Genomic DNA, 21,275 nt, shown 5'->3' with positions numbered 1-21,275 from the left:
CTATTTGCTCAATGTGTTCGGCTGAGATCGGAAATCAACCCATTTTTTGCGGGAAAAACGGTATATGGAAAATCTTTACCAACCACTCCAACCGCTGCTATCTGGGCGATATGTCAGTTTGGCGATGTGCCGAAGAAAAAACGTTTTACCAATGTTGAGCATCACACGGTCTGCACCGTTGCGTGCGGACCATATTTCCAAACCGATTGTTTTGGCTAGACGCGTCGCTTTGGGGTACCATAGCTCCACTATCAACTGCCGCTCAGCACGGCAGCCTTGATGAGCCCTTGCCCTTCTCCTGGGAATTATGATCGGGCATCAATCTGCTGAGTGGCCCGAATCCCAGGAGGGGACTCTATATGCAAAAGGAATACCTGTCCGCCGCGGCGGAGGTGCTCAGCGACCAAGGTGTCGATGAGAACCTCGGCCTGAGCAACGACGAGGCGTCTTCGCGCCTTGCCAAGACAGGCCCTAACAAGCTCGAGGAAGCCGAGAAGACGCCGCTGTGGAAGCGTTTCTTTGAGCAGATGGCCGACCCCATGGTCATCATGCTGATCGTTGCCGCCGTCATCAGTGCGCTCACGGGCATGGTCAAGGGCGAGCCCGACTTTGCCGATGTTGCCATCATCATGTTCGTCGTTATCGTCAACTCGGTGCTGGGCGTGGTCCAGGAAGCCAAGAGCGAGGAGGCCCTCGAGGCCCTGCAGGAGATGAGTGCGGCGCAGTCCAAGGTGCTGCGCGACGGCAAGCTCGTGCACCTGCCGAGCGCCGAGCTCGTGCCCGGCGACGTGATCATGCTCGAGGCGGGCGACTCCGTCCCGGCCGACTGCCGCGTGCTCGAGAGCGCCACGATGAAGATCGAAGAGGCCGCGCTCACCGGCGAGTCCGTGCCCGTAGAGAAGCACGCCAACGTGATCGAGCTTGCCGCGGGCACCGATGACGTGCCGCTCGGCGACCGCAAGAACATGTGCTACATGGGTTCCACCGTGGTATACGGCCGTGGCCGCGCCGTCGTGGTCGGCACCGGCATGAACACCGAGATGGGTAAGATCGCCGGCGCCCTGGCCGAGGCCAAGGAGGAGCTCACGCCGTTGCAGGTGAAGCTCGCCGAGCTCAGCCGCATCCTTACCATTATGGTGATCGTCATCTGCGTCGTGATCTTTGGCGTTGACATCCTCCGCCACGGCGTGGGCAATGTCCTCACCGACCCGACTGCCCTGCTCGACACCTTTATGGTCGCCGTCTCGCTTGCCGTCGCCGCCATTCCCGAGGGCCTGGTCGCCGTCGTGACCATCGTCCTTTCGCTCGGCGTGACCAAGATGGCCAAGCGCCAGGCGATTATCCGCAAGCTCTCTGCCGTCGAGACCCTTGGCTGCACGCAGACCATCTGCTCCGACAAGACCGGTACCCTTACCCAGAACAAGATGACCGTCGTCAAGCACGAGCTCGCTGCGCCCAAGGAGAAGTTCCTGGCCGGCATGGCGCTGTGCTCCGATGCTCAGTGGGACGAGGAGCTGGGCGAGGCCGTGGGCGAGCCGACTGAGTGCGCGCTCGTCAACGACGCCGGCAAGGCGGGCCTCACTGGCCTGACTGCCGAGCATCCGCGCGTGGGCGAGGCCCCGTTTGACTCGGGCCGCAAGATGATGTCCGTGGTCGTCGAGACCCTGGATGGCGAGTACGAGCAGTACACCAAGGGTGCGCCCGACGTGGTGATCGGCCTGTGCACCCATATCTACGAGGGCGATAAGGTCGTCCCCCTGACCGAGGAGCGCCGCGCCGAGCTCGTGGCGGCCAACAAGGCCATGGCCGACGAGGCCCTGCGCGTACTGGCGCTGGCAAGCCGCACCTACACCGAGGTTCCCGACGACTGCAGCCCCGCTGCGCTCGAGCATGACCTGGTCTTCTGTGGCCTGTCCGGCATGATCGACCCGGTCCGTCCCGAGGTGGCCGACGCTATCCACGAGGCGCACGACGCCGGTATCCGCACCGTCATGATCACGGGCGACCACATCGACACCGCCGTGGCCATCGCCAAGCAGCTGGGCATCGTCGCCGATCGCAGCCAGGCCATCACCGGTGCCGACCTCGATCGCATGAGCGACGAGGAACTCGACGCGCACATCGAGGACTACGGCGTGTACGCCCGCGTCCAGCCCGAGCACAAGACACGCATCGTCGAGGCCTGGAAGTCGCGCGACCAGATCGTGGCCATGACGGGCGACGGCGTCAACGACGCCCCGTCCATCAAGCGCGCCGACATTGGCGTTGGTATGGGCATCACCGGTACCGACGTCACCAAGAACGTCGCCGACATGGTACTTGCCGATGACAACTTCGCTACCATCATCGGCGCCTGCGAAGAGGGTCGTCGCATCTACGACAACATCCGCAAGGTCATCCAGTTCCTGCTTTCGGCCAACCTTGCCGAGGTGTTCTCGGTGTTTATCGCCACGCTCATCGGCTTTACCATCTTCCAGCCGGTGCAGCTGCTGTGGGTGAACCTGGTCACCGACTGCTTCCCCGCGCTCGCGCTGGGCATGGAGGATGCCGAGGGCGACATCATGAAGCGCAAGCCGCGCAACGCCAAGGACGGTGTCTTTGCCGGACATATGGGTCTGGACTGCGTGGTCCAGGGCCTAATCATCACCGCGCTGGTGCTGGCGAGCTTCTTTGTGGGCGTGTACTTTGACATGGGCTACATCCACATCGCCGATATGATCGCCGGCAATGCCGACGAGGAAGGCGTGATGATGGCGTTCATCACGCTCAACATGGTCGAGATTTTCCACTGCTTCAATATGCGCAGCCGTCGTGCGTCGCTGTTCACCATGAAGAAGCAGAACAAGTGGCTGTGGGCTTCCGCCGCGCTGGCACTGGTGCTGACGGTGATCGTGACCGTGCAGCCGACGCTTGCCGAGATGTTCTTTGGCCCCGTGACGCTTGAGCTCAAGGGCGTTGTCGCTGCCCTGGGCCTGGCCTTCCTGATCATCCCGCTGATGGAGATCTACAAGGCGATCATGCGCGCGGTCGAGAAGGAGTAGGTCGAAAGGCCATCCTTCCCACCGGCCCGACCGCCTGCGGGGTTTCTTCCTCGCTGGTCCTCGCGCTTCGCGCTGCGGGATCGCTCGGAAGAAACCCCTCCCGGCGGGCGGGCCTTCGGATAACCTCTCGGGACCATTGGCTGAGGGAAAGTTTGTGAGCTGGTCGGGCTTTGCCCGGCCAGCTCTTTTTGATTTAAAATACCTGCTCAGTTGTGTGGTTTTGTGCTGGGAGGCATCTGTGGGCAAGGCTAAGGCTAAAGCGAAGAAAAAGACGACGGGGGCGCGGGCTAAGCGCGATCGTCGTCGGAAGCTCGCGACCGAACCCCCTGCATCTGCTGAGGAGTTGCTGGCGAGTGTACCGGGGCTTGACGCGCTGCAGGATGTTCCGGCGTTTGATGACCTGCCGGTCGATGAAGCTCAGCAGGCTGCCTTTGATGATTTCTGCGCACATGCCGAGGAGCCCGAGCAGATGCAACTTGGCGCCGTGGTGCGCTTGGATCGTGGGTTTCCGCTGGTGGCGACTGCCGACGATACCTTCCGCGCCGAGCATGCCGTGGGATTTGCCAAGTCGCGCGGTGGGGACGAGGTCCTGCTGCCTGCCGTGGGCGATCGTGTGGCGGTGCGCCGCGCTCCCGGGCACGATATGGGCGTGATTGAATGCGTGCTGCCGCGCCGTACGAGCTTTGAGCGTTGGCGCGGCCGTGCCCGCGGAGAGCGCCAGGTGCTCTGCTCCAACGTGGATAGCGTGCTAATCGTGCAGGCGCTCGGTGCCGGTGAGGTGCTGCTCGACCGCGTGGCGCGCTCGCTGGTGTTGGCGCTCGACTGCGATGCCGAGCCGGTGGTGGTACTCACCAAAGCTGATCGCTGCGATGCCGAGGAGCTCGAGCGCGATCTGGACCGCGCGCGCCGCCTGGTGGGTCCGGACGTGCGTGTGATCGTGACGTCCTCTGCCGAGGGCCGCGGCCTGGACGAGGTCCGTGCCTGCGTGCCCGCCGGGAGCTGCGCCATGATTCTGGGCGAGTCGGGTGCCGGCAAGTCGACGCTGCTCAATGCGCTGCTGGGCCACGATACGTTGGCGACCGGCGGTGTGCGCGAACGCGACGATCAGGGCCGTCACACTACCGTCGCGCGCGTGATGGTGGCACTGCCGGGCGACGCCGGCGTGATCGCCGATGCCCCGGGCCTGCGCAGCCTGCCGCTCGTGGGTCACGAGCGGGGTCTGGCGCGCGCTTTCCCCGAGATTGTCGAGGCATCGCGCGCGTGCCGGTTTGGCGATTGCACGCATACCCATGAGCCGGGCTGCGCCGTTCGCGAGGCCGAGGACGCCGGGCAGATCGATAGCCTGCGTCTGGAAACGTTCCAAAACCTGGCGTCATCCATGCGCGTGAGCGCTCAAATGCTCGATCCCGATGTCCATCTGTAATTGATTTTTCCTATGACAGCCGTCTCCCAACTGTTCGGGAGACGGCTTTTTTTGCTGCGGAAAAGCTTCGAAACATACAGTTTGCTGACGTGCTGACCAAAACCTTGCCACGAGCTTGACGGGCTGGTCAGCTTTTGGTCAGCGATTGGTTTGACATCGAAAACCAAGATTGCGATTGCGCCGCTTTGCACTCTGACCGCTCAGACAATGGTGGTACGGGCATTCGCCCGGCACTGCCATGAGAGGAGCGGCCGTGAACAAGAGCAAGCGCATCGCCATCAGTCTGGTCGCGGGCGTGCTCGCTGCTCTGCTCTGCATGGTTTACGGCTCGTCGATCCGCTCGCAAGCCGAACAGGTCCAGGCTGAGACCTTGGCCAAGTACGGTGGCGATCGCGTCGAGGTTTGCGTCGCGGCGCGCGATATCGATGTGGGCGAGACCCTCGATGAGACCAATGTCATAACCCAGGAATGGCTGACGAGCCTGCTGCCGCGTGACGCAGCGACCGAGCTGCGCCAGGTGCGCGGCGACGTGACGACTTCGCGTATTCCCAAAAACGCCGTGATCTGCAATGTCTACACCAAGGCCGAGAGCCGCAAGCTCGAGGTGCCTAAGGGCAAGGTTGCCGTTTCGGTGGCGGTCGATGCCGAGCACTCGGTCGGCGGTGCCACGGGCGTGGGCAGCTACGTGGACGTGTACGTGCAAAAGGACGGCGTGACCGATCGGCTGTGCGGCGCGCACGTGATCGATACCAGTGAGGATTCCGGTGCCACGCGCGAGGGCAAGATCGAATGGGTGACGCTGGCGGCTGACCCCGAAGACGTCAAGGAACTGCTGGGAGCCTCGGGCAAGGGAACGGTCAGCTTGACGATTCCCGCCACGGCGCGCGGCAAAAAGAGCGGAGGCGACGAGTGATGAAGGCGATCTGGCTTGCGTGCTGCGCGTGCGGCGATTACGGGCTGTTGCAGCGGGAAGTCGAGGGCCGTGATGTGGGTGCACAGGTGCTTCGCGTGGGTGACCTGGACGGGCTGGTTTCCATGGCGCGGGCGTTTCCGTCGCGCCGCGGGGCTGCCATCATCGCGGCGTCTCTGTTTGATACCGAAGATGTACGCAAGACTGTTGCGCGCCTGACGGCCGAAGGCCGCGTGAGTCGCGTGGTCGTGTTGATAGAAGCGCTCGATCCGTCGGATATCGAGGGGCTGTTTCGCGCGGGGGCGACCGAGGTCATCGCTGCACACAGTATATGCGGCAACGGGCGCGCGGGCGAGGGAGCGGTTGATTCCGATCGGAGCATGACGATTGAGCCCGATGCTTTTGTTGATAGGGAACCCGGGGCGCCTCGCGCTACAAGAGGCCCGCGTGTTGATGATTATGGAAAAGCGGAAGCCGAGCATGGTCGGCGCCCCCGGAACCCCCTTGTATACGATGACGCTGGAGGGCCGGCGCAGCATGCTGGCGATTCCCCGGCTGTAGATATGGGATACGTGCACGGCGTGAATCTGGCGGATGAACTCGATGAAGTTGAGGGCTTTGCCGGGTGCGGCGAGTTGTCGCTGATGCAGCATGAGCAGATTGTACAGAACGAGCCTGCCTCGCAGACCGAACAAGCTGCCATGCCGGCTTGGACGCAGCGTGTGGTTGCGGCGGGGGGGACGGGGGCGCTGCCACCGACGCCCGCCCCGCCGCCTCCGATGCCGCCGGCAGACGCTGCCGCTCCGCCGCATCGAGCTCCGGTCATCTGCGCTATTTCGGGTTCGGGCGGTTGCGGCAAGTCGACGATCGTTGCCGCCATGGCACACACATCGTCGCTGTTGGGCTTGCGTGCCGCCGTGCTCGACCTGGACCTGATGTTTGGAAACCTTTACGACTTGTTAGGCGTCGATGCTCCGCGCGATATGGCGGCACTTATCGAGCCGTCGGCGGCGGGCACGCTCACCGAGCCGGATATCGTAGCCACATCGATGCGCGTGGCGCCGGGCGTTACGCTCTGGGGTCCCGTCGCGGCGCCCGAGCAAGCCGAGCTCATGGCGCGTCCGGTGGAGCTACTGCTTGATGTTCTGCGTCGCGAATCCGACGTGGTCTTTATCGATACCTCGGTCTTTTGGGGCGACGCCGTGGCGGCTGCGGTGGCGGCGAGCGACCGTTGCCTGGTCGTTGGCGATGCGGCGGTGTCGTCCGCGACATCGGCGTCGCGCGTCATCGAACTGGCAAGTCGAGTAGGTGTGCCGCGCACGCGCATGAGCGCCGTGTTCAACCGGTTCGGTGCGCGCGGGGCAGACGAGGACGTCGCCATGCGCTTTGAGATTGCCTGTGCGTTGAGCTCCAAGATTCGTATCGCCGATGGCGGGCAGGATCTCGCCGCGCTCATGGCGTTTGGGCGCGCTGACGAGGCGGTGGGGCAGACCAGCGCTTTTGCGACTAGCATGCGCGAGGCCACGCGCGAGATGCTCGTGGAACTGGGGTGCGCCGTCGGCCCTTGGAGCGATATGGTCGCCGACCGTGCAACGCGTACCGAACGCCCGCGTATCCGCCTTCCCTGGTCGCGCGAGGGTGATCAGCGATGAGCCTGCAAACGAGGATTAAGGCTGCCGGCGCTGCAGCGGCGGCAGCGCCTGTAGATGCGGGGCGTCGCCGCGCGGTGAAACGACGCACCAAGCGCGCCGTGATGGACCGCATGGGTTACGACGAAGTGGCGCGTATCAGCGCCTATATCGACCCGGCACTTGCCCGCTCGGAATTGCGTCCTGCGGTGGAGGCGGCGCTCAATGTTGAGGAGCCGACCGATCTCGCGACGCCCGAGCGCGAAACCATCATCGACGAGATTTTGGATGACGTGGTGGGCTTGGGGCCGTTGCAGCCGCTCATCGAGGACGACACCGTTACCGAGATCATGATCAACGGCTGCCGCTCGGCTTTCTTTGAACGCGGCGGCGTTTTGTACCCCATCGAGCATGCGTTTGAGGATGATGAACAGATCCGTGTGCTTATCGACCGCATCATCTCGCCACTTGGCCGCCGTATCGACGAGCGCAGCCCCATCGTCAACGCCCGCCTCAAAACGGGCTATCGCGTCAACGCGGTGATTCCGCCTGTGGCGATTGACGGACCGATTCTCACCATCCGAAAGTTCTCGGACCGTATCTGCTCGCTGGACGAGCTTGTGGGGCTGGGGTCGCTGCCGCTTTGGTATGCGCAGCTGCTGTCGTGCGCGGTGTCGCTGCGACAGGACCTGGCGGTTGCGGGAGGCACGGGATCTGGTAAGACCACCCTGCTCAACGCGTTGTCATGTGAGATTTCCACCGGCGAGCGCATCGTGACGATCGAGGACTCTGCCGAGCTCAAGTTTGCGCATCATCCGCACGTGGTGCGCCTAGAGGCGCGCGAGGCTTCAATTGAGGGTGAAGGCGCGGTGACGATCCGCGACCTGGTAACTAATGCCCTGCGCATGCGCCCCGACCGCATCGTGGTGGGCGAGGTGCGCGGTGCCGAGTGCTGCGACATGTTGCAGGCCATGAACACGGGCCACGACGGGTCGCTCACCACACTTCATGCGGGTTCAGAACAGGAGACCGTGGTGCGTCTGACGTTGCTTGCACGTTATGGCATCGACCTGCCGAGTGAGCTCATCGAGGAGCAGATTGCCATGGCGCTCGACGGTATCGTGATGTCCGAGCGCCACGCCGATGGCAGGCGCTTCGTCTCCTCGTATTCGGGGGTGCGACGCGCCGCATCGGGCGGCGTAGAGCTCGAGCGCTATGTGACGTTCGATGCCGCCGAGCGCACCTGGACGCTTGACCGCGAGCCGCCGTTTATCGCAGAAGGCCTGCGGTCGGGGACGCTCACACAAGAGGAGGTGGACGAATGGAGATCGCTGTGCCCCTCGTCGTAGGGGGCTTGGCAGGGCTTTCTGTCGCGACGGCGTGCGGGGCGGAACCTCGTGTGCCGCAGGTACCGCCGGCGGAGCTGGCACGTCAGGCGCTCGAGACGGTGGCAGAGAAGCTGCCGCGTGAGCTGGTGGAAAACGATCTGCTGAAAAAGATCGCCCGTTCGTGGGCATCGCTGGCTCCGGCGCATCGCCTTGGCCTCGTGATCGAAGATGCTTCGGGATGTTTGGCGTTTCTGCTGCTATCGAGCGGTGTCTGCTGCGTTTTACTAACGATGGTGTCGTTATCGCCCCTCGGATTTGCCTTGGGACTTGTTGCTCCGTTTGCCGTTGGTGCCGCTCGGGATGGCTTTGAGAGCCGGCGCGAGCAACACGATGCAGAAGAGGCAATGCCCGAGGCGTTTACCGCACTTTCCATGTCGCTTGCCTCGGGACATTCGCTGGCCCAGGGCATGCGCTTTGTGGGCGCTCATGCGCAAGAGCCAGTGCATAACGAGTTTTTGCGGGTGGCGGCGGCGATCGATTGCGGCATCTCGGCGACCGACGCGCTCGATGACTTGCTCGTGCGTATCGACGCCCCCGGTCTTTCGCTTGTGACCTTGGCGCTTAAGGTGTCTCAGCGCACCGGCGCTCCGCTTGCCGACTTACTGTCCGAGGCGTCGAGCATGGTGGGGGAGCGCATTGAGCTCAAGCGCCGCCTGGATGTTAAGACGTCGCAGGCTCGCATGTCTGCGCATATGGTCGCGGCGATGCCGGCGGGCATGTGCGCGGTGTTGGCGCTGCTTTCGGCAGATTTTCGTCGCGGTCTTGCGACGCCTGCCGGCGCGGGCGCTGTGGTGCTGGGTCTTGCCCTCAACGCCGTTGCCCTGGTGGTTATCCGGCGCATTATGCGGGTGGAGCTATGAGCGCCCCGGTTGCAGTTGCGGCTTGCCTGTGCGCCCTGAGCGTATTTGTCGCGACGGGGTTGGATCGGGCGGATGCACGCAAGGTCGCAGGGGCCTGCAAGCGCGAGGCGGTGCTGGTCGCTGCCGCGGGTCGCTCGGTGGTCGATGCTCTGACCGCGCGAGTGAAGGGCGCGGTTGGAGCGGGCGGCCCGGCGCGAGTGTCGCTCGGCGAAGTGTCCGAGATGATCGATGTTGTGCGCTTGGGTCTTTCGGCCGGTCTTTCGTTTGATGCGGCGCTTGAGATTTTCTGCGCCAACCGCCGGTCAGTGCTGGCTCTTCGCCTTGAGCGCGCCTGCATGGCGTGGCAGGTGGGCGTGGGCACGCGTGAGGACGAGTTGTTGGCCGCCGCGCGCGACCTGGACGTGCGAGCGCTCGAGACCTTTGCCATCACGGTGGGGCAGGCGCTCGCCCTGGGTGCCCCACTTGCCGAGACGCTGGCCGCTCAAAGTCGCGAGATCCGTGCGGCTCATCGCGCCGCGGTCGAGCGCGAGATCGAGCGTGCGCCCGTCAAGCTGCTGATTCCCACCGGCACGCTCATCTTGCCGGCGTTGCTTCTGTCCATATTGGGCCCGCTGCTCGGAGCAGGCGGGATGATGTAGGGAGGAATACATGAACACGATGACTGACGCTGCTGGCAAGGTCCAGGGCTGGGCGTTTTGCCGGGCGGCACATGTTCGTCAGCGCGCCAAGGAACTATTGCAGGAGGAGAGTGCACAGGGTACCACCGAGTATGCCATCTTGGTCGGCGTGCTCGTGGTGATCGCGATTATCGCCATCGTCGCATTTAAGGGCAAGGTCCAAGATCTATGGAACGCTATCAGCGAGGGCATCAACAGCCTGTAGAGGGCGAGCGTCCCATCGGGGTGCTGCTGGTGTTTGCTTGCCTGACCGTGGCGATAGCGGCGGTGCTTTGGGGGCTTAACGCCGCGCGGCAGCAGCGTCCTGGGACCGCCTCCGATTTGGGCTCAGATTCGGCGGTGGCGTCTCAAAAAGATGAGATGCGAGATGCGGACGATTCGGATGTCGCTGTCACGGCGCAAACCTTTCTGCGGACGCTCGACAAGCGGTCTGGCACTGCGACGGATTCGCCTGAGGGCAACGCGATTGCGGTCCGGCTTGCATGGTCCGAGGACCGACCGATGACCGAAGCGGCGGCGGATATGCTGCGTGCCTATCGCGAGGTACCCACGGCGCAACTTGCTCTGAGCGGCTATCTCGACATCAAGGGAAACGTGTGGGGCGCCATCGTGCGCGACGAACGCGGCTGGGTCGATATGGTGACAATTGCCGCGGATGCTGGCGATGCTTCGTGTCGTCTGCGCGCCGTGCGCCTGAGCCCGCAGGCAACGGACTCAAAGGAGGGATCGTGAAATGCATGATGTCCTGCGTGAGGAATCTGCCCAGGCGACGGTCGAATACGCCATCGTCACGGTGGCGCTGTTATCGATCGTGCTGGCGATCGCGGGACTTTGGCCTGCCGGCACCGATGGGCGCTTGGCGGCGCTGGTTGAGCGGGCGGCATCCCATGGCGTTGCCTCGACGTCGGTTATCGACGCCGCTGCGGCCGCTAAGGACATCGCGTTGTATTGATGCCGCGCGCGAGGACCGGGCGCAGTCTACGGTCGAGGCCGCTTTTTTGCTGCCGACGTTTCTGACACTCATCCTTCTCGCGCTGCAACCGGTGTGCCTGCTCTATACGCGCGCGGTCATGGAGTCTGCCGCCGCCGAGACCGCGCGGCTCATGACCACGACGACGGCGGAGGACGACGATCTTAAGGAGTTCACCCGCCGCCGACTTGCCGCAGTGCCCAACGTTTCGATCTTTCATGCCGGCGGGCCGTTGTCGTGGGATATCGAGCTTGGCCGGGCCGGTGCGGGTGGCGTCTCGTCCGTGTCCGTTTCCGGCGAGGTCAAGCCGTTGCCTGTGATCGGTGCGTTTGCGCAGGCTATGGGTGGTACCGCCGAGGGCGGCTACGTTGAGCTCAAGGTCGATGTCTCGTATCAATCGCGTCCCGAATGGCTGGAGGGAGATTATGATTCGTGGATTGCTGCATGGGATTAGGCGCTGCCTGTTGCGGGTGACGCAAGGGTTTGCGGCCCGCCGTCGACCAGGCGCTCTCCGCAAACGAGGCGGCTTTATGGGTCGAGCCGGTGTCGATCTGTTTATCGAAGACGGCGCCTATACCACGCTTTCTTCTGCCGTGGTCATCCTAGTGGTGCTCACATTGTTGTTTTCGTCGACCGCGGCGATATGGAGCATGTCGCGTGCCGGGGATACTCAGGTGGCGGCTGATAGTGGCGCGCTGGCGGGTGCCAACGTAGTGTCGTCCTATCACACGGCTGCCACGGTGGTTGATGCGAGCATCTTGAGTCTGGGGCTGGCGGGGTTTGCCACGATCGGGACGGGCCTGGTCGCCATCCTCATCCCGGGTGCCGAGCCGGTTGCCGGCAATATGGTCGACACCGGGATTGAGATCATTAAAACGCGCAACAAGTTTGCCAAAAGCGCATCGGAAGGCTTACAGAAAATCGAGACGGCTCTGCCGTATCTGATCGCCGCGCGTGCCACGCAGGCGGTGTCGGCGCAGGATACCGATAGTGTGACCTATACCGGTACGGCGCTTGCCGTGCCCAGGACATCCGAGTCTGACTTCGCTGCGCTCGAGGGGTCCGAGATCTCGACCGATGCCATTAAAGACACATCAGATGATTTAGAGTGTGCGGCCGAGGAGCTGCGGAAGGCTTCTGGGGACACGGCGAAGGCTAAAGAGCGTGCTTGGCTGGCGGATTGTGGTGGGTCTGACAAGGGCTCGGTCGGCAGCTGTTCTTGCATGTGGGAGCGTGCGAAAAGCCTAACGGATCTCTCCGGTGTTCAAAATCCGCATTACTCATCGAGCGTTACGTGGGAGCCCCAAGTTGCCCTTGATCGCGCGAAGGACTACTACCATTGGCGTCTGACAAATGAGAAGCCCCACGGCTCGAGTGTCGAGATGAAGGCAGAGTCTGCGGCGCGTAAGGCGTTTTATACCTATGCGAGCGCGGAGGTCGATCGGGCGCATATAACCGAGAACGGAGACAGGGTTTCCTCCTATATTCCGCTGCTGCCGCGCAACTCTGATGAGGTTCGGGCGACGGAACTCTATACCGATGCGGTGTGGCCGACTAGCGTGAACGATGACAAGGCGTATCTGCATTACGGGACGACCTGCCCTAACTATAAGAAAGGGACGCCGAGCGGATTTGCTTCGGTTGCCGATTACGATGGACAGGATAAATGCAGCAAATGCCATTTTGGCGTTTTGTCGCTTGGTGCTGTTGCGGCGCCTTCAACCTCTATCGAAAACGGCTTCGAATATCACTTCGACGAGTTCAAAAAGGCCTTGGAGGAATACGTCAAATGTCGGAACAAAGAGCTTGAGCTCATGCGTCAGACCGAGGATGAGGCCGACCGTGCGAGCAATGCGTTTGACCAGGCCATTAAAGCGCTTTCGGGCGAGCGTCCGCGTATCGCTCCGCCCGGTCGCAACGGCGTGGTTGCCTTTGCGGTTTCGGGTGCCATCTCGAGCCCCGATGAGCTCAACTCTTCGTTTAACACGGCAGTCAGGCTTGGCGATCGCGGTGCCATCTCTGCCGCGGTGCTGGCGCCCGATGAGGCGACGGCGCAAAACAACGTGCTTTCGCGATTTTTCTCGACATTGAAGGAACGCTCGGGTGGCGTTGCCGGCGTACTCGATGGCGTCATGGATGTCTGGGGACGGCTGCTTGTGGGATACGGAGACATCCAAGGTTCGGCCGACGAACTTATGGACGAGATGATTAAAGGCCTAGGAGGGGGCAGCGGCGCGTTGGGCTCCATCGCATCGTGGCTCGGCGATACCGTTTCGGCGTCCGTGGCGGCGCTGGGTTTGGAACCGTGCGACTTGCGCCTGCGAAAGCCGGTGCTGACTGATTCCGCCAACGTCATTAAGAGCCCGGGGTCTGACATTGCTGGTCTCTCTCAAGCGCAAGACAAACTGCGAAGTATTCCGTTGGGCGTGACCGATCCCAAGGCGCTTTGCGAGGCGTTGGAATATCAAGTCGAACGCACCATCAGCGGTACGGTGTTCACGCTTGCGGAGATTCCTCTGCCCGGCGGCGGCTCCATCCCGCTCACCGTCGATGTCGCCACGCTGGTTGGCGCTCTGGGCGGTGGGTCGTAATGAGTATCCGCATGCGTCTGCGCGAGGAGCGCGCCCAAGCGACGGTGGAGATAGCAGTGGTTACGCCCGTTTTGCTGGTGCTGGCACTCATCGTATACAACGTCATGATCTATGCCAGCGCTGTCGCGCGCTTCGACCGCGTGGTGCCCGACATCGTGTTGGCGCACGCCGTGGCGCCGAGCGGGGAGGGCGACGAAAGCTCTGTCGATGCCTCGGCGACGGTCCGGACTCAAATTCTGAATGCCATGGAAGGCTATGACTTGCAGATCGAAGTGTCGAGCGAGCAAGGCGCGGAGGCATCGGATGGTGGCCTGCTCTCCCTATCCGGTACGTTTAGGACCTACACCTGCACCATGCACTATGAGCCGTGGCCGACTTCTCTCAGCATCGCTGGCGTTCCGCTGGGGGCGCCGACAACGTTGTCGCACGAGCGCGCGGTGACGGTCGATCCATGGCGTCCGGGGGTGGTCATGTGACCGCGGTCTCGTCCTACATCGCCTACGCGCGGGCACTCAATAGGCTGGGCTGGACGCCGGCCGAGTTTGCGGTGGCGGAGTCGTTTGCCGTGCGCCTGCGCGGCATGCTGGGACGGTGTCCGGTTGCCGCCAACGGTCTGCCGCTCGTCATGGCATTTCCACGCTGCTCTTCGGTCCATACGTGTTTTATGGCCTATCCCATCGATATCGCCTTTATCGATGCACGTGGCTATGTCCTCGTATGCTACGAAAACGTACGTCCCTGGCGTATGTGCTCCTGCCCCGGCGCCTGGGCCGTACTAGAGCGTCCTTCAATCATTGTTTCGACCCCTGCTCTCCAACGCGTGCCGGCTTAAGAATTGGCGACAGCGGACTTTCGTCATACGAAATTGGGTAAGATGGAGGAGAAGATGCATGGATGTTGAGATCCATCCCAACGCTAAAAAGCACCTGACGGAAAAGCAGGTGCTTAGCGCTTGGCTTGCGGTTACTGAGTGCATTCGTCGCGAGCCGAAGGACGAGCCGCCGAGATGGCTTGCGATTGGATGGCTCCCAGACGGACGAAGCGTGGAGCTTGTCGCGGTCGAGCTTGTCCGTGGGGGCTTATCATTCATGCCTTGTCTCCAGTCCAGAAGAAATTTTGGCAGGAGATTGAACGGGCTCGGCAAAGGGGTCGATGATGGGCAAGACGTATACGGCCGCTAATGGTCGGGTTGTAACGGATGAAATGATTGACGCGTGGTGCGAGTCGTACGAGCGCGGAGAGTTTCCGGATGGCGAACACACCGTTGGTGGGATCGTGCATGGACGGCCCCCACTCTCAGGTGAGGGGACGGCAACGCTGTCGGTCAAGATTCCTCTGGGAATGAAGGAGGCCATTCGTCGACGGGCGGCTGCCGAGGGGATGACGCCAAGTGAGTTTGCCCGTGCGGCTCTGAGCGAAAAACTTCTTGCTGCCGGCTGATGCCTCTGACGTGCCGATTTAAAGAACCGAGGCTGTGCTCAAAAACTTTTTTGAAATTCTCGGTTGACCGGAACGCGTCCTTGGTTATACTAATCAAGCCTTGAAACAAGGCACACCTCAAATGGCTGGGTAGCTCAGTTGGTAGAGCAGAGGACTGAAAATCCTCGTGTCAGGGGTTCGATTCCCTTCCCCGCCACCTTGAATTGACTAGGACCTCTGCAAAGGGGTCCTTTTCTTTTATGTAGCCCTCGCACGGAATCGAACCCCGTGAGGGCGCGGAGCTGAGTAAACGCGTAAGCGTTTGCCAGCGCAGCTCGCAAGGCGCGTAAGCGCCGCAGCGGTCCGTCCGCGCAGCGCGCGGACGCGATTCCCTTCCCCGCCACCTTGAATTGACTAGGACCCCTGCAAAGGGGTCCTTTTCTTTTATCGAGGGCTCTGCGGAAAACGCATCCCAGACATTCCTCCCGCTTTTGCGCCACTTTTCAGACCGTTCGCTCGCCTGTCCGCACGCGCGGGTATACTCAAAACGATACTTTTCCTATGCAATACGATGCAGGCTCGACCTGCATGATTCGAAGGGGGCAGTGATGGAGAGGATACTCGGTGTTAATCTCTCTGGCTGGTTTATTCCCGAGCCTTGGGTGACCCCGTCGCTGTATGCAGCGACCGGTGCATCCAACGCGGCCGAGCTGCAGGAGGCTATGGGCACCGCCGCCTATAACGAGCGCATGCGCCGTCATTACGAAACGTTTGTGAGCGAGGACGATTTTCGCCGCATGGCGCAGATTGGCCTCAATGCCGTGCGTCTGCCGGTGCCCTGGTATGCCTTTGGCTCGCAGGAGTCCGATGCGTCCTACATCTCGGTTGTCGATTACATCGACCGCGCGATTGAGTGGGCTGCCAAGTACAACATCCGCGTGCTGCTCGATCTGGCAACCGTGCCAGGTGGCCAGGGCGATTCCAACGATTCGCCCACCACGCCGGAGGCTGTTGCCGAGTGGCATTCGTCCACCAACGGTCGTCATGTCGCACTCGACGTGCTCGAGCGCTTGGCCGATCGCTACGGCGAGGCCGAGAGCCTGCTGGGCATTGAGCTGCTGGATACGCCGCAGATGAGTGTCCGCAAGAGCCTCTTCACCATGACGGATGGCATTCCGGCGCACTACCTGCGCAATTTCTATCGCGATGCCTACGAGCTCGTCCGTTCGTATATGCCCGAGGATAAAATCGTCGTATTCTCGTCGTCGGGGCATCCCAGCGAGTGGAAGCATTTTATGCGCGGCGCCAAGTACAAGAACGTCTACATGGACCTTCACCTGTACCATTACCGCGACGAGTATGCGCTCGACATCACGAGCCCTCGCGGGCTGACGACGGCGATTTCGCGTAACAAGCGCGAGCTTAAAGAAGCGATTTCGACTGGGTTCCCCGTGCTGGTGGGCGAATGGTCGGGCGCGGCGATCTTTGCCAACTCGTCGGTTACGCCCGAGGGCCGCAATGCCTACGAGCGCGTGTTTATCGCCAACCAGCTGGCTTCGTTTGCGCCGGCTGCCGGTTGGTTCTTCCAAACGTGGAAGACCGAGAAGCGCATTGCAGCATGGGACGCCCGCGCGGCGCTCGGTACGCTCGAGCGCGGCATGATTGAATAGGTTGATATGACGCAAAACAGCGCCCATACGGGCAAACTCTATGTGGTCGGCACGCCCATCGGCAACCTGGGTGACCTGTCCCCGCGCGTTGGCGAGGCCTTTGCCGCTGCCGATGTCATCTGCTGCGAAGACACGCGTGTGACGTCAAAGCTGCTGATGCACCTGGGCATTTCCAAGCCGCTTGTCCGTTGCGACGAGAATGTGATCGCCAGCCGCGCCGCCGGCCTGGTCGACCGTCTGCTGGCGGGGGAGACCCTCGCTTTTGCCTCGGACGCCGGCATGCCGAGCGTGTCCGATCCCGGCCAGGCGCTGGTCGAGGCGGCGCGTGAGGCCGATGTGCCCGTCGAAGTTATTCCCGGGCCCTCTGCTTGCGTCACGGCGCTTGTTTCGTCCGGCATTCCCTGCGAGCATTTTTTCTTCGAGGGCTTTTTGGGCCGAAAGCACGGCGACCGTGTGCGCCGTTTGCAGCGCCTTGCCGTGGTGCCCGGCGCACTCATCTTCTACGAGTCTCCACATCGCATCGTGGCGACGCTCGAGGCCGTGGCGGAGGTCTTTCCCCAGCGTGAGGTTGCCGTCTGCCGCGAACTCACCAAGCTGCACGAGGAGGTCTTGCGCGGGCCCGCTGACCAGCTTGCCGAGGAGCTGCGTGCTCGCGGCGAGGTAAAGGGCGAGATTGCGCTGGTCATCGCGCCACCGAGCGAGGATGAGGAGGCCGGTATCGTGCCGGTCGGCGCCACGGCAGCGGATCCCGACGAGGCCCTGCGCGAGGATATCCGCGCCGCGCTCGAGGAGGGGGAGCCCGCGTCTGCGGTGGCCAAGCGCCTGTCTCAGAAGTATTCGCGCCGCAAGCGCGATGTCTATGCCATGGTGCTCGATATGCAATAGATGGAGGATATCCAGCCCTTGCGCTAGAATCATCCTCTGTATGCAACGTTTTTCTGGAGGACAAACCCCATGGATCAAAGCAAGCCTTCGTTCTTTATCACGACGCCCATCTACTACGTCAACGCCGATCCGCACCTGGGCACGGCTTATTCCACCATCATCGCCGACGTTCAGGCTCGCTATCGCCGTTCCGCCGGCTATAACGTCAAGTTCCTGACCGGCATGGACGAGCACGGCGAGAAGGTCGCCGAGGCCGCAGCCAAGCATGGCATGACGCCGCAGGAGTGGACCGATAGCCAGGCCCCGCACTTCAAGGAGCTTTGGAGCAAGCTCGAGATTTCCAACGACGACTTCATCCGCACCACCGAGCCGCGCCAGCATCATGCCGTGCAGTACCTGTGGGAGCGCATGAAGGAGTCCGGTTACCTGTATAAGGGCAGCTACGACGGTTGGTATTGCGTGCCTGACGAGACCTACTTCACTGATACGCAGGTCCAGAAGGGCGACGAGGAGTACGGCAGCGTCGGCCAGCATCTATGCCCCGACTGCCACCGTCCGCTTGAGCGCGTCCAGGAGGAGTCCTACTTCTTTAAGCTTTCCGCCTTCCAGGACAAGCTTCTCAAGCTCTATGACGAGCACCCCGACTTTGTCGAGCCTGCGTTCCGCATGAACGAGGTTCGCAGCTTTGTCGAGGGCGGCCTCAACGACCTTTCCGTGAGTCGCACGAGCTTTGACTGGGGCATCCAGGTTCCGTTTGACGAGGGCCATGTGACCTATGTATGGTTTGACGCGCTGCTCAACTATATGACGGCCGTCGGCTACGGTGTCGACACCGACGAGGCGCGTGCCGAGCTGGCCTATCGCTGGCCCGCGCAGTTCCACATCGTGGGTAAGGACATCATCCGCTTCCACTGCGTCATTTGGCCCGCCATGCTCATGGCCATCGGCGAGGCCCTGCCCGAGCACGTCTTTGCCCACGGCTTCCTGACCGTGCGCAATGCCGAGACCGGCAAGGCCGAGAAGATGTCCAAGAGCCGCGGTAACGCCATCGCTCCGCAGGACGTTATCGACATGCTGGGCGTCGAGGGCTATCGCTACTACTTTATGACCGATGTCGTTCCCGGCACCGACGGCGCCATCAGTTTCGATCGCATGGAGCAGGTCTACAACGCCGATCTGGCCAACAGCTGGGGCAACCTCATTTCGCGCTCGCTCAACATGAGCGCAAAGTACTTTGACGGCTGCGCCCCGGCTAAACCGGCGTCTGCCGACGCGTTCGATAACCCGCTGGCAAAGATTGCCGATGGCCTGGTCGACCGCTACATGGCCAAGATGGACGTGCTCGATTACGGCGGAGCCAAGGATGAGGTCATGGAGCTCATCCACGCCGCCAACCACTACATCGAGGACTCCGAGCCCTGGGCGCTTGCCAAGGACGAGGCCAAGGCTGACGAGCTGGCATTTGTGATCTACAACCTGCTCGAGGCCATCCGCATCGCCGCCCACCTGCTGATGCCGCTCATGCCCCAGACTTCTGCCGAGGCTCTGCGCCGCCTGTCCTGTGAGGGCGAGGCCGCGAGCGACGACCTCAAGGGCATTTGCACTTGGGGCCTGCTTGCTGGTGGTCAGCCCGTCGAGAAGGGCGATCCGCTGTTCCCGCGTCTGGCGTAGAGACCGCGCGAGCGCCATATCGGCAATTTGATGTTTAGATGTAAGGGCATGGCCGCAACGGTCCATGCCCTTTCGTTTCAAGACGCCGCCATCATGCTAAGGAGGCAACTATGACAACTTCGCCTTTGGCAAACCCCACGGCAACAAGGGAGCTGCTGGAGGAGTTTGGCCTTGCGACCAAGCACCGCCTGGGCCAAAACTTCCTGATCGACAACCATGTGATCGAACGCATCTGTGAGCTCGCTGAGCTTGCAGGTGACGAGCGCGTACTCGAGGTGGGTCCGGGTTGCGGTACGTTGACACTTGCGTTGCTGCAGGAGGCGGCGTGCGTCACGTCGATCGAGGCAGATCCCGAGCTCGAGCCGGTGCTCGATGCTCACGCCGCCGACTATGCCAACTTCCGCTTTATCATGGGCGATGCGCTCAAGGTGACGCCGGAGCAGATTGAGCAGGCTGCGGGCGGTGAGCCGACGGTATTTGTCGCGAACTTGCCCTATAACGTGGCGGCGACGATCATTTTGCAATTATTCCAGACGATGCCGGCGCTCAAGCGCGCCGTCGTCATGGTGCAAAAGGAGGTTGCCGATCGCATTGCCGCAGTGCCGGGCAACAAGACCTATGGCGGCTATACGGCAAAGCTCGGCCTGTATGCGCAGGTGACGGGTCGCTTTGAGGTGCCGCCGCGTTGCTTTATGCCGGCGCCGCACGTGGACTCGGCTGTCGTGCGTATCGACCGTGTTGACGGCGTGGTGCCCGAAGGGCTCGATCGCGAATTTGTGGCCCGCGTGATTGATGCTGCATTTGCCCAGCGTCGCAAGACCATCCGCAATTCCATGAGCGCCAACGGCTTTGCCAAGGACGTGCTCGATGCCGCCTTTGAGGCTTGCGGTATCGCACCCACCACGCGCGCCGAGACGCTCGGCGTCGCCGACTTTGTGTGCCTGGCTCGGGAGCTTTCCCATGACGCTTAATGCCGAACGCGTGACGTTTACCAAGAAAAAGAAGACGGTTGCTTGTCCCGTGCCCTTGGCACCGCTTGCCGACACACATGCGCATCTGCTTTCGTTCTGGGGCAAGGATGTGCCCGAGACACTCGTGCGTGCCAAGGCGGCAGGCATCGACCTGTTGGTGACGGTCTTCGACCCCATCGCCGACAAGCGCAGCGTGACGGACTATAGCGACTGGCTCGTGCGCGAAATTCTGCCGATGCAGGATATCCCGCAGATCAAGTATCTTGCCGGCGTGCATCCGTATGGCGCGCCGGACTATACCGACGACATTCACGCGCAGGTTGTTGCTGCGCTTGATGACCCTTTGTGTGCCGGTATTGGCGAAATCGGTCTGGACTACCACATGGATTACGACGACGACATCACGCCGGCGCCCCACAGCGTGCAGATTGATTGCATGGCGCGCCAGCTCGAGCTTGCCGTGTGTCGTAACGTGCCGGTGGAGCTGCATCTGCGTCACGAGGACATGGACCAGGAGCGTACCTCGCACGTGGACGCCTACAACGTGCTTCGTGAGGTGGGCGTGCCCCAGGCCGGTTGTGTGCTGCACTGTTTTGGCGAGGACCGCGCCACGATGGAGCGCTTTGTGAAGCTGGGCTGCTATATCGCCTATGGTGGTGCGGCCACCTTTAAGCGCAACGACGACGTGCGCGAGGCATTTGCGGCGACCCCGCTCGACCGCATTTTGTTCGAGACGGATTGCCCGTATATGGCTCCGGAGCCCATCCGCGGTCTTGAATGCGAGCCAGCAATGATCTCCATTACGGCAAACGCGCTGGTTAACGACCGTGTCGATCGCACTGGTGAGGACGCCGAAACAATCGCGCATGCCGCTTGGGAAAATGCCTGCAAACTTTTTCAAAAATAGTTCTTGCGTTCGCGGTGGCGCTCCGTTATTCTAATTCCTGCACGCGGGCGTGGCGGAATTGGCAGACGCGTACGGTTCAGGTCCGTATGGGGGCAACCCCATGAAGGTTCAAGTCCTTTCGCCCGCACCATTGATTGAAAGAGCTCCCAGCAATGGGGGCTTTTTTGTTATGTGCCCATCGCAGGGACTTGAACCTGTGAAGGAGCGAGCGTCAAGAAAACGCGGAGCGTTTTTAGCGAGCTGGCGAGTCCGCCGGCAGGCGGG

Annotated in this window: 22 protein-coding genes and 2 tRNA genes; all 24 read left to right on the top strand. The window is 62.1% G+C overall.

Going from position 1 to position 21,275, the window contains the following annotated elements; translation table 11 throughout:
• Nucleotides 1–219, top strand: a 219-nt coding sequence (locus DXD56_RS10215; RefSeq protein ID WP_233524963.1) for a hypothetical protein, incomplete at its 5' end; no start/stop codon positions are given.
• Nucleotides 220–359: 140 nt separating this feature from the next.
• Nucleotides 360–3,041 (top strand): cation-translocating P-type ATPase, encoded by a 2,682-nt coding sequence (locus DXD56_RS07860; RefSeq protein ID WP_117634309.1) that lies wholly within the window; start codon nucleotides 360–362, stop codon nucleotides 3,039–3,041.
• A gap of 469 nt (nucleotides 3,042–3,510) precedes the next feature.
• Nucleotides 3,511–4,464, top strand: a complete 954-nt coding sequence (rsgA, locus tag DXD56_RS07855) for a ribosome small subunit-dependent GTPase A (RefSeq protein ID WP_199411568.1) — start codon at nucleotides 3,511–3,513, stop codon at nucleotides 4,462–4,464.
• Nucleotides 4,465–4,717: 253 nt separating this feature from the next.
• Nucleotides 4,718–5,377: a Flp pilus assembly protein CpaB gene (gene cpaB, locus DXD56_RS07850; RefSeq protein ID WP_233503148.1), complete on the top strand. Its 660-nt coding sequence runs from the start codon at nucleotides 4,718–4,720 to the stop codon at nucleotides 5,375–5,377.
• Nucleotides 5,377–7,026, top strand: coding sequence for a P-loop NTPase (locus DXD56_RS07845; protein ID WP_117640796.1), 1,650 nt, complete (start codon nucleotides 5,377–5,379; stop codon nucleotides 7,024–7,026). The genes cpaB and DXD56_RS07845 overlap by 1 nt, the downstream gene beginning before the upstream one ends.
• A complete protein-coding gene (locus tag DXD56_RS07840) occupies nucleotides 7,023–8,351 on the top strand; it encodes a CpaF family protein (protein WP_006235095.1) in 1,329 nt (442 codons plus the stop codon). The genes DXD56_RS07845 and DXD56_RS07840 overlap by 4 nt, the downstream gene beginning before the upstream one ends.
• Nucleotides 8,324–9,250, top strand: a complete 927-nt coding sequence (locus tag DXD56_RS07835; protein WP_117637388.1) for a type II secretion system F family protein — start codon at nucleotides 8,324–8,326, stop codon at nucleotides 9,248–9,250. Before DXD56_RS07840 ends, DXD56_RS07835 begins: the two co-directional genes overlap by 28 nt.
• Entirely contained in the window at nucleotides 9,247–9,888 is a 642-nt protein-coding gene (locus DXD56_RS07830) for a type II secretion system F family protein (RefSeq protein ID WP_117637387.1), read from the top strand. Before DXD56_RS07835 ends, DXD56_RS07830 begins: the two co-directional genes overlap by 4 nt.
• A 10-nt stretch (nucleotides 9,889–9,898) precedes the next feature.
• Nucleotides 9,899–10,132: a hypothetical protein gene (locus DXD56_RS07825; protein ID WP_089572694.1), complete on the top strand. Its 234-nt coding sequence runs from the start codon at nucleotides 9,899–9,901 to the stop codon at nucleotides 10,130–10,132.
• The gene (locus tag DXD56_RS07820) at nucleotides 10,096–10,659 is read left to right on the top strand and encodes a hypothetical protein (protein WP_128620524.1); all 564 of its coding nucleotides are present in this window, start codon (nucleotides 10,096–10,098) and stop codon (nucleotides 10,657–10,659) included. Before DXD56_RS07825 ends, DXD56_RS07820 begins: the two co-directional genes overlap by 37 nt.
• Before the next feature lies 1 nt (nucleotide 10,660).
• Nucleotides 10,661–10,879, top strand: coding sequence for a hypothetical protein (locus DXD56_RS07815; protein WP_117637386.1), 219 nt, complete (start codon nucleotides 10,661–10,663; stop codon nucleotides 10,877–10,879).
• Nucleotides 10,815–11,351, top strand: a complete 537-nt coding sequence (locus DXD56_RS07810; protein ID WP_117563703.1) for a TadE/TadG family type IV pilus assembly protein — start codon at nucleotides 10,815–10,817, stop codon at nucleotides 11,349–11,351. The genes DXD56_RS07815 and DXD56_RS07810 overlap by 65 nt, the downstream gene beginning before the upstream one ends.
• 76 nt (nucleotides 11,352–11,427) lie before the next feature.
• Complete coding sequence (locus tag DXD56_RS07805) at nucleotides 11,428–13,488, top strand: hypothetical protein (protein WP_117640795.1); 2,061 nt, start codon at nucleotides 11,428–11,430, stop codon at nucleotides 13,486–13,488.
• On the top strand, nucleotides 13,488–13,964 hold the full coding sequence (locus DXD56_RS07800) for a TadE/TadG family type IV pilus assembly protein (RefSeq protein ID WP_117563701.1): 477 nt from the start codon (nucleotides 13,488–13,490) through the stop codon (nucleotides 13,962–13,964). The genes DXD56_RS07805 and DXD56_RS07800 overlap by 1 nt, the downstream gene beginning before the upstream one ends.
• Entirely contained in the window at nucleotides 13,961–14,320 is a 360-nt protein-coding gene (locus DXD56_RS07795; protein WP_226790440.1) for a DUF192 domain-containing protein, read from the top strand. Before DXD56_RS07800 ends, DXD56_RS07795 begins: the two co-directional genes overlap by 4 nt.
• 58 nt (nucleotides 14,321–14,378) lie before the next feature.
• Complete coding sequence (locus DXD56_RS07790) at nucleotides 14,379–14,669, top strand: hypothetical protein (protein ID WP_117583813.1); 291 nt, start codon at nucleotides 14,379–14,381, stop codon at nucleotides 14,667–14,669.
• Nucleotides 14,644–14,928 (top strand): ribbon-helix-helix protein, CopG family, encoded by a 285-nt coding sequence (locus DXD56_RS07785; protein ID WP_117640794.1) that lies wholly within the window; start codon nucleotides 14,644–14,646, stop codon nucleotides 14,926–14,928. Before DXD56_RS07790 ends, DXD56_RS07785 begins: the two co-directional genes overlap by 26 nt.
• Before the next feature lie 123 nt (nucleotides 14,929–15,051).
• A tRNA-Phe gene (locus DXD56_RS07780) sits at nucleotides 15,052–15,124 on the top strand.
• A 391-nt stretch (nucleotides 15,125–15,515) separates the two neighbouring features.
• Entirely contained in the window at nucleotides 15,516–16,577 is a 1,062-nt protein-coding gene (locus DXD56_RS07775; RefSeq protein ID WP_117640793.1) for a glycoside hydrolase family 5 protein, read from the top strand.
• A 6-nt stretch (nucleotides 16,578–16,583) separates the two neighbouring features.
• The gene (gene rsmI / locus DXD56_RS07770) at nucleotides 16,584–17,462 is read left to right on the top strand and encodes a 16S rRNA (cytidine(1402)-2'-O)-methyltransferase (RefSeq protein WP_117640792.1); all 879 of its coding nucleotides are present in this window, start codon (nucleotides 16,584–16,586) and stop codon (nucleotides 17,460–17,462) included.
• Between the two features lie 69 nt (nucleotides 17,463–17,531).
• A complete protein-coding gene (gene metG / locus DXD56_RS07765) occupies nucleotides 17,532–19,133 on the top strand; it encodes a methionine--tRNA ligase (RefSeq protein WP_117640791.1) in 1,602 nt (533 codons plus the stop codon).
• A 110-nt stretch (nucleotides 19,134–19,243) separates the two neighbouring features.
• Nucleotides 19,244–20,104 (top strand): 16S rRNA (adenine(1518)-N(6)/adenine(1519)-N(6))-dimethyltransferase RsmA, encoded by an 861-nt coding sequence (gene rsmA / locus DXD56_RS07760; protein WP_117640790.1) that lies wholly within the window; start codon nucleotides 19,244–19,246, stop codon nucleotides 20,102–20,104.
• Nucleotides 20,094–21,011 carry a TatD family hydrolase gene (locus DXD56_RS07755; RefSeq protein WP_117640789.1) on the top strand — a complete coding sequence of 306 codons (918 nt, stop codon included), beginning with the start codon at nucleotides 20,094–20,096 and terminating at the stop codon, nucleotides 21,009–21,011. Before rsmA ends, DXD56_RS07755 begins: the two co-directional genes overlap by 11 nt.
• A gap of 43 nt (nucleotides 21,012–21,054) precedes the next feature.
• A tRNA-Leu gene (locus DXD56_RS07750) sits at nucleotides 21,055–21,141 on the top strand.
• Nucleotides 21,142–21,275 lie beyond the last annotated feature (134 nt).

The organism is Collinsella sp. TM06-3 (assembly GCF_003436395.1).
Classification (GTDB): Bacteria; Actinomycetota; Coriobacteriia; order Coriobacteriales; family Coriobacteriaceae; genus Collinsella.
Note: the sequence above shows the minus strand (reverse complement) of the source record. Positions and strands in the feature narration are given on the sequence as shown.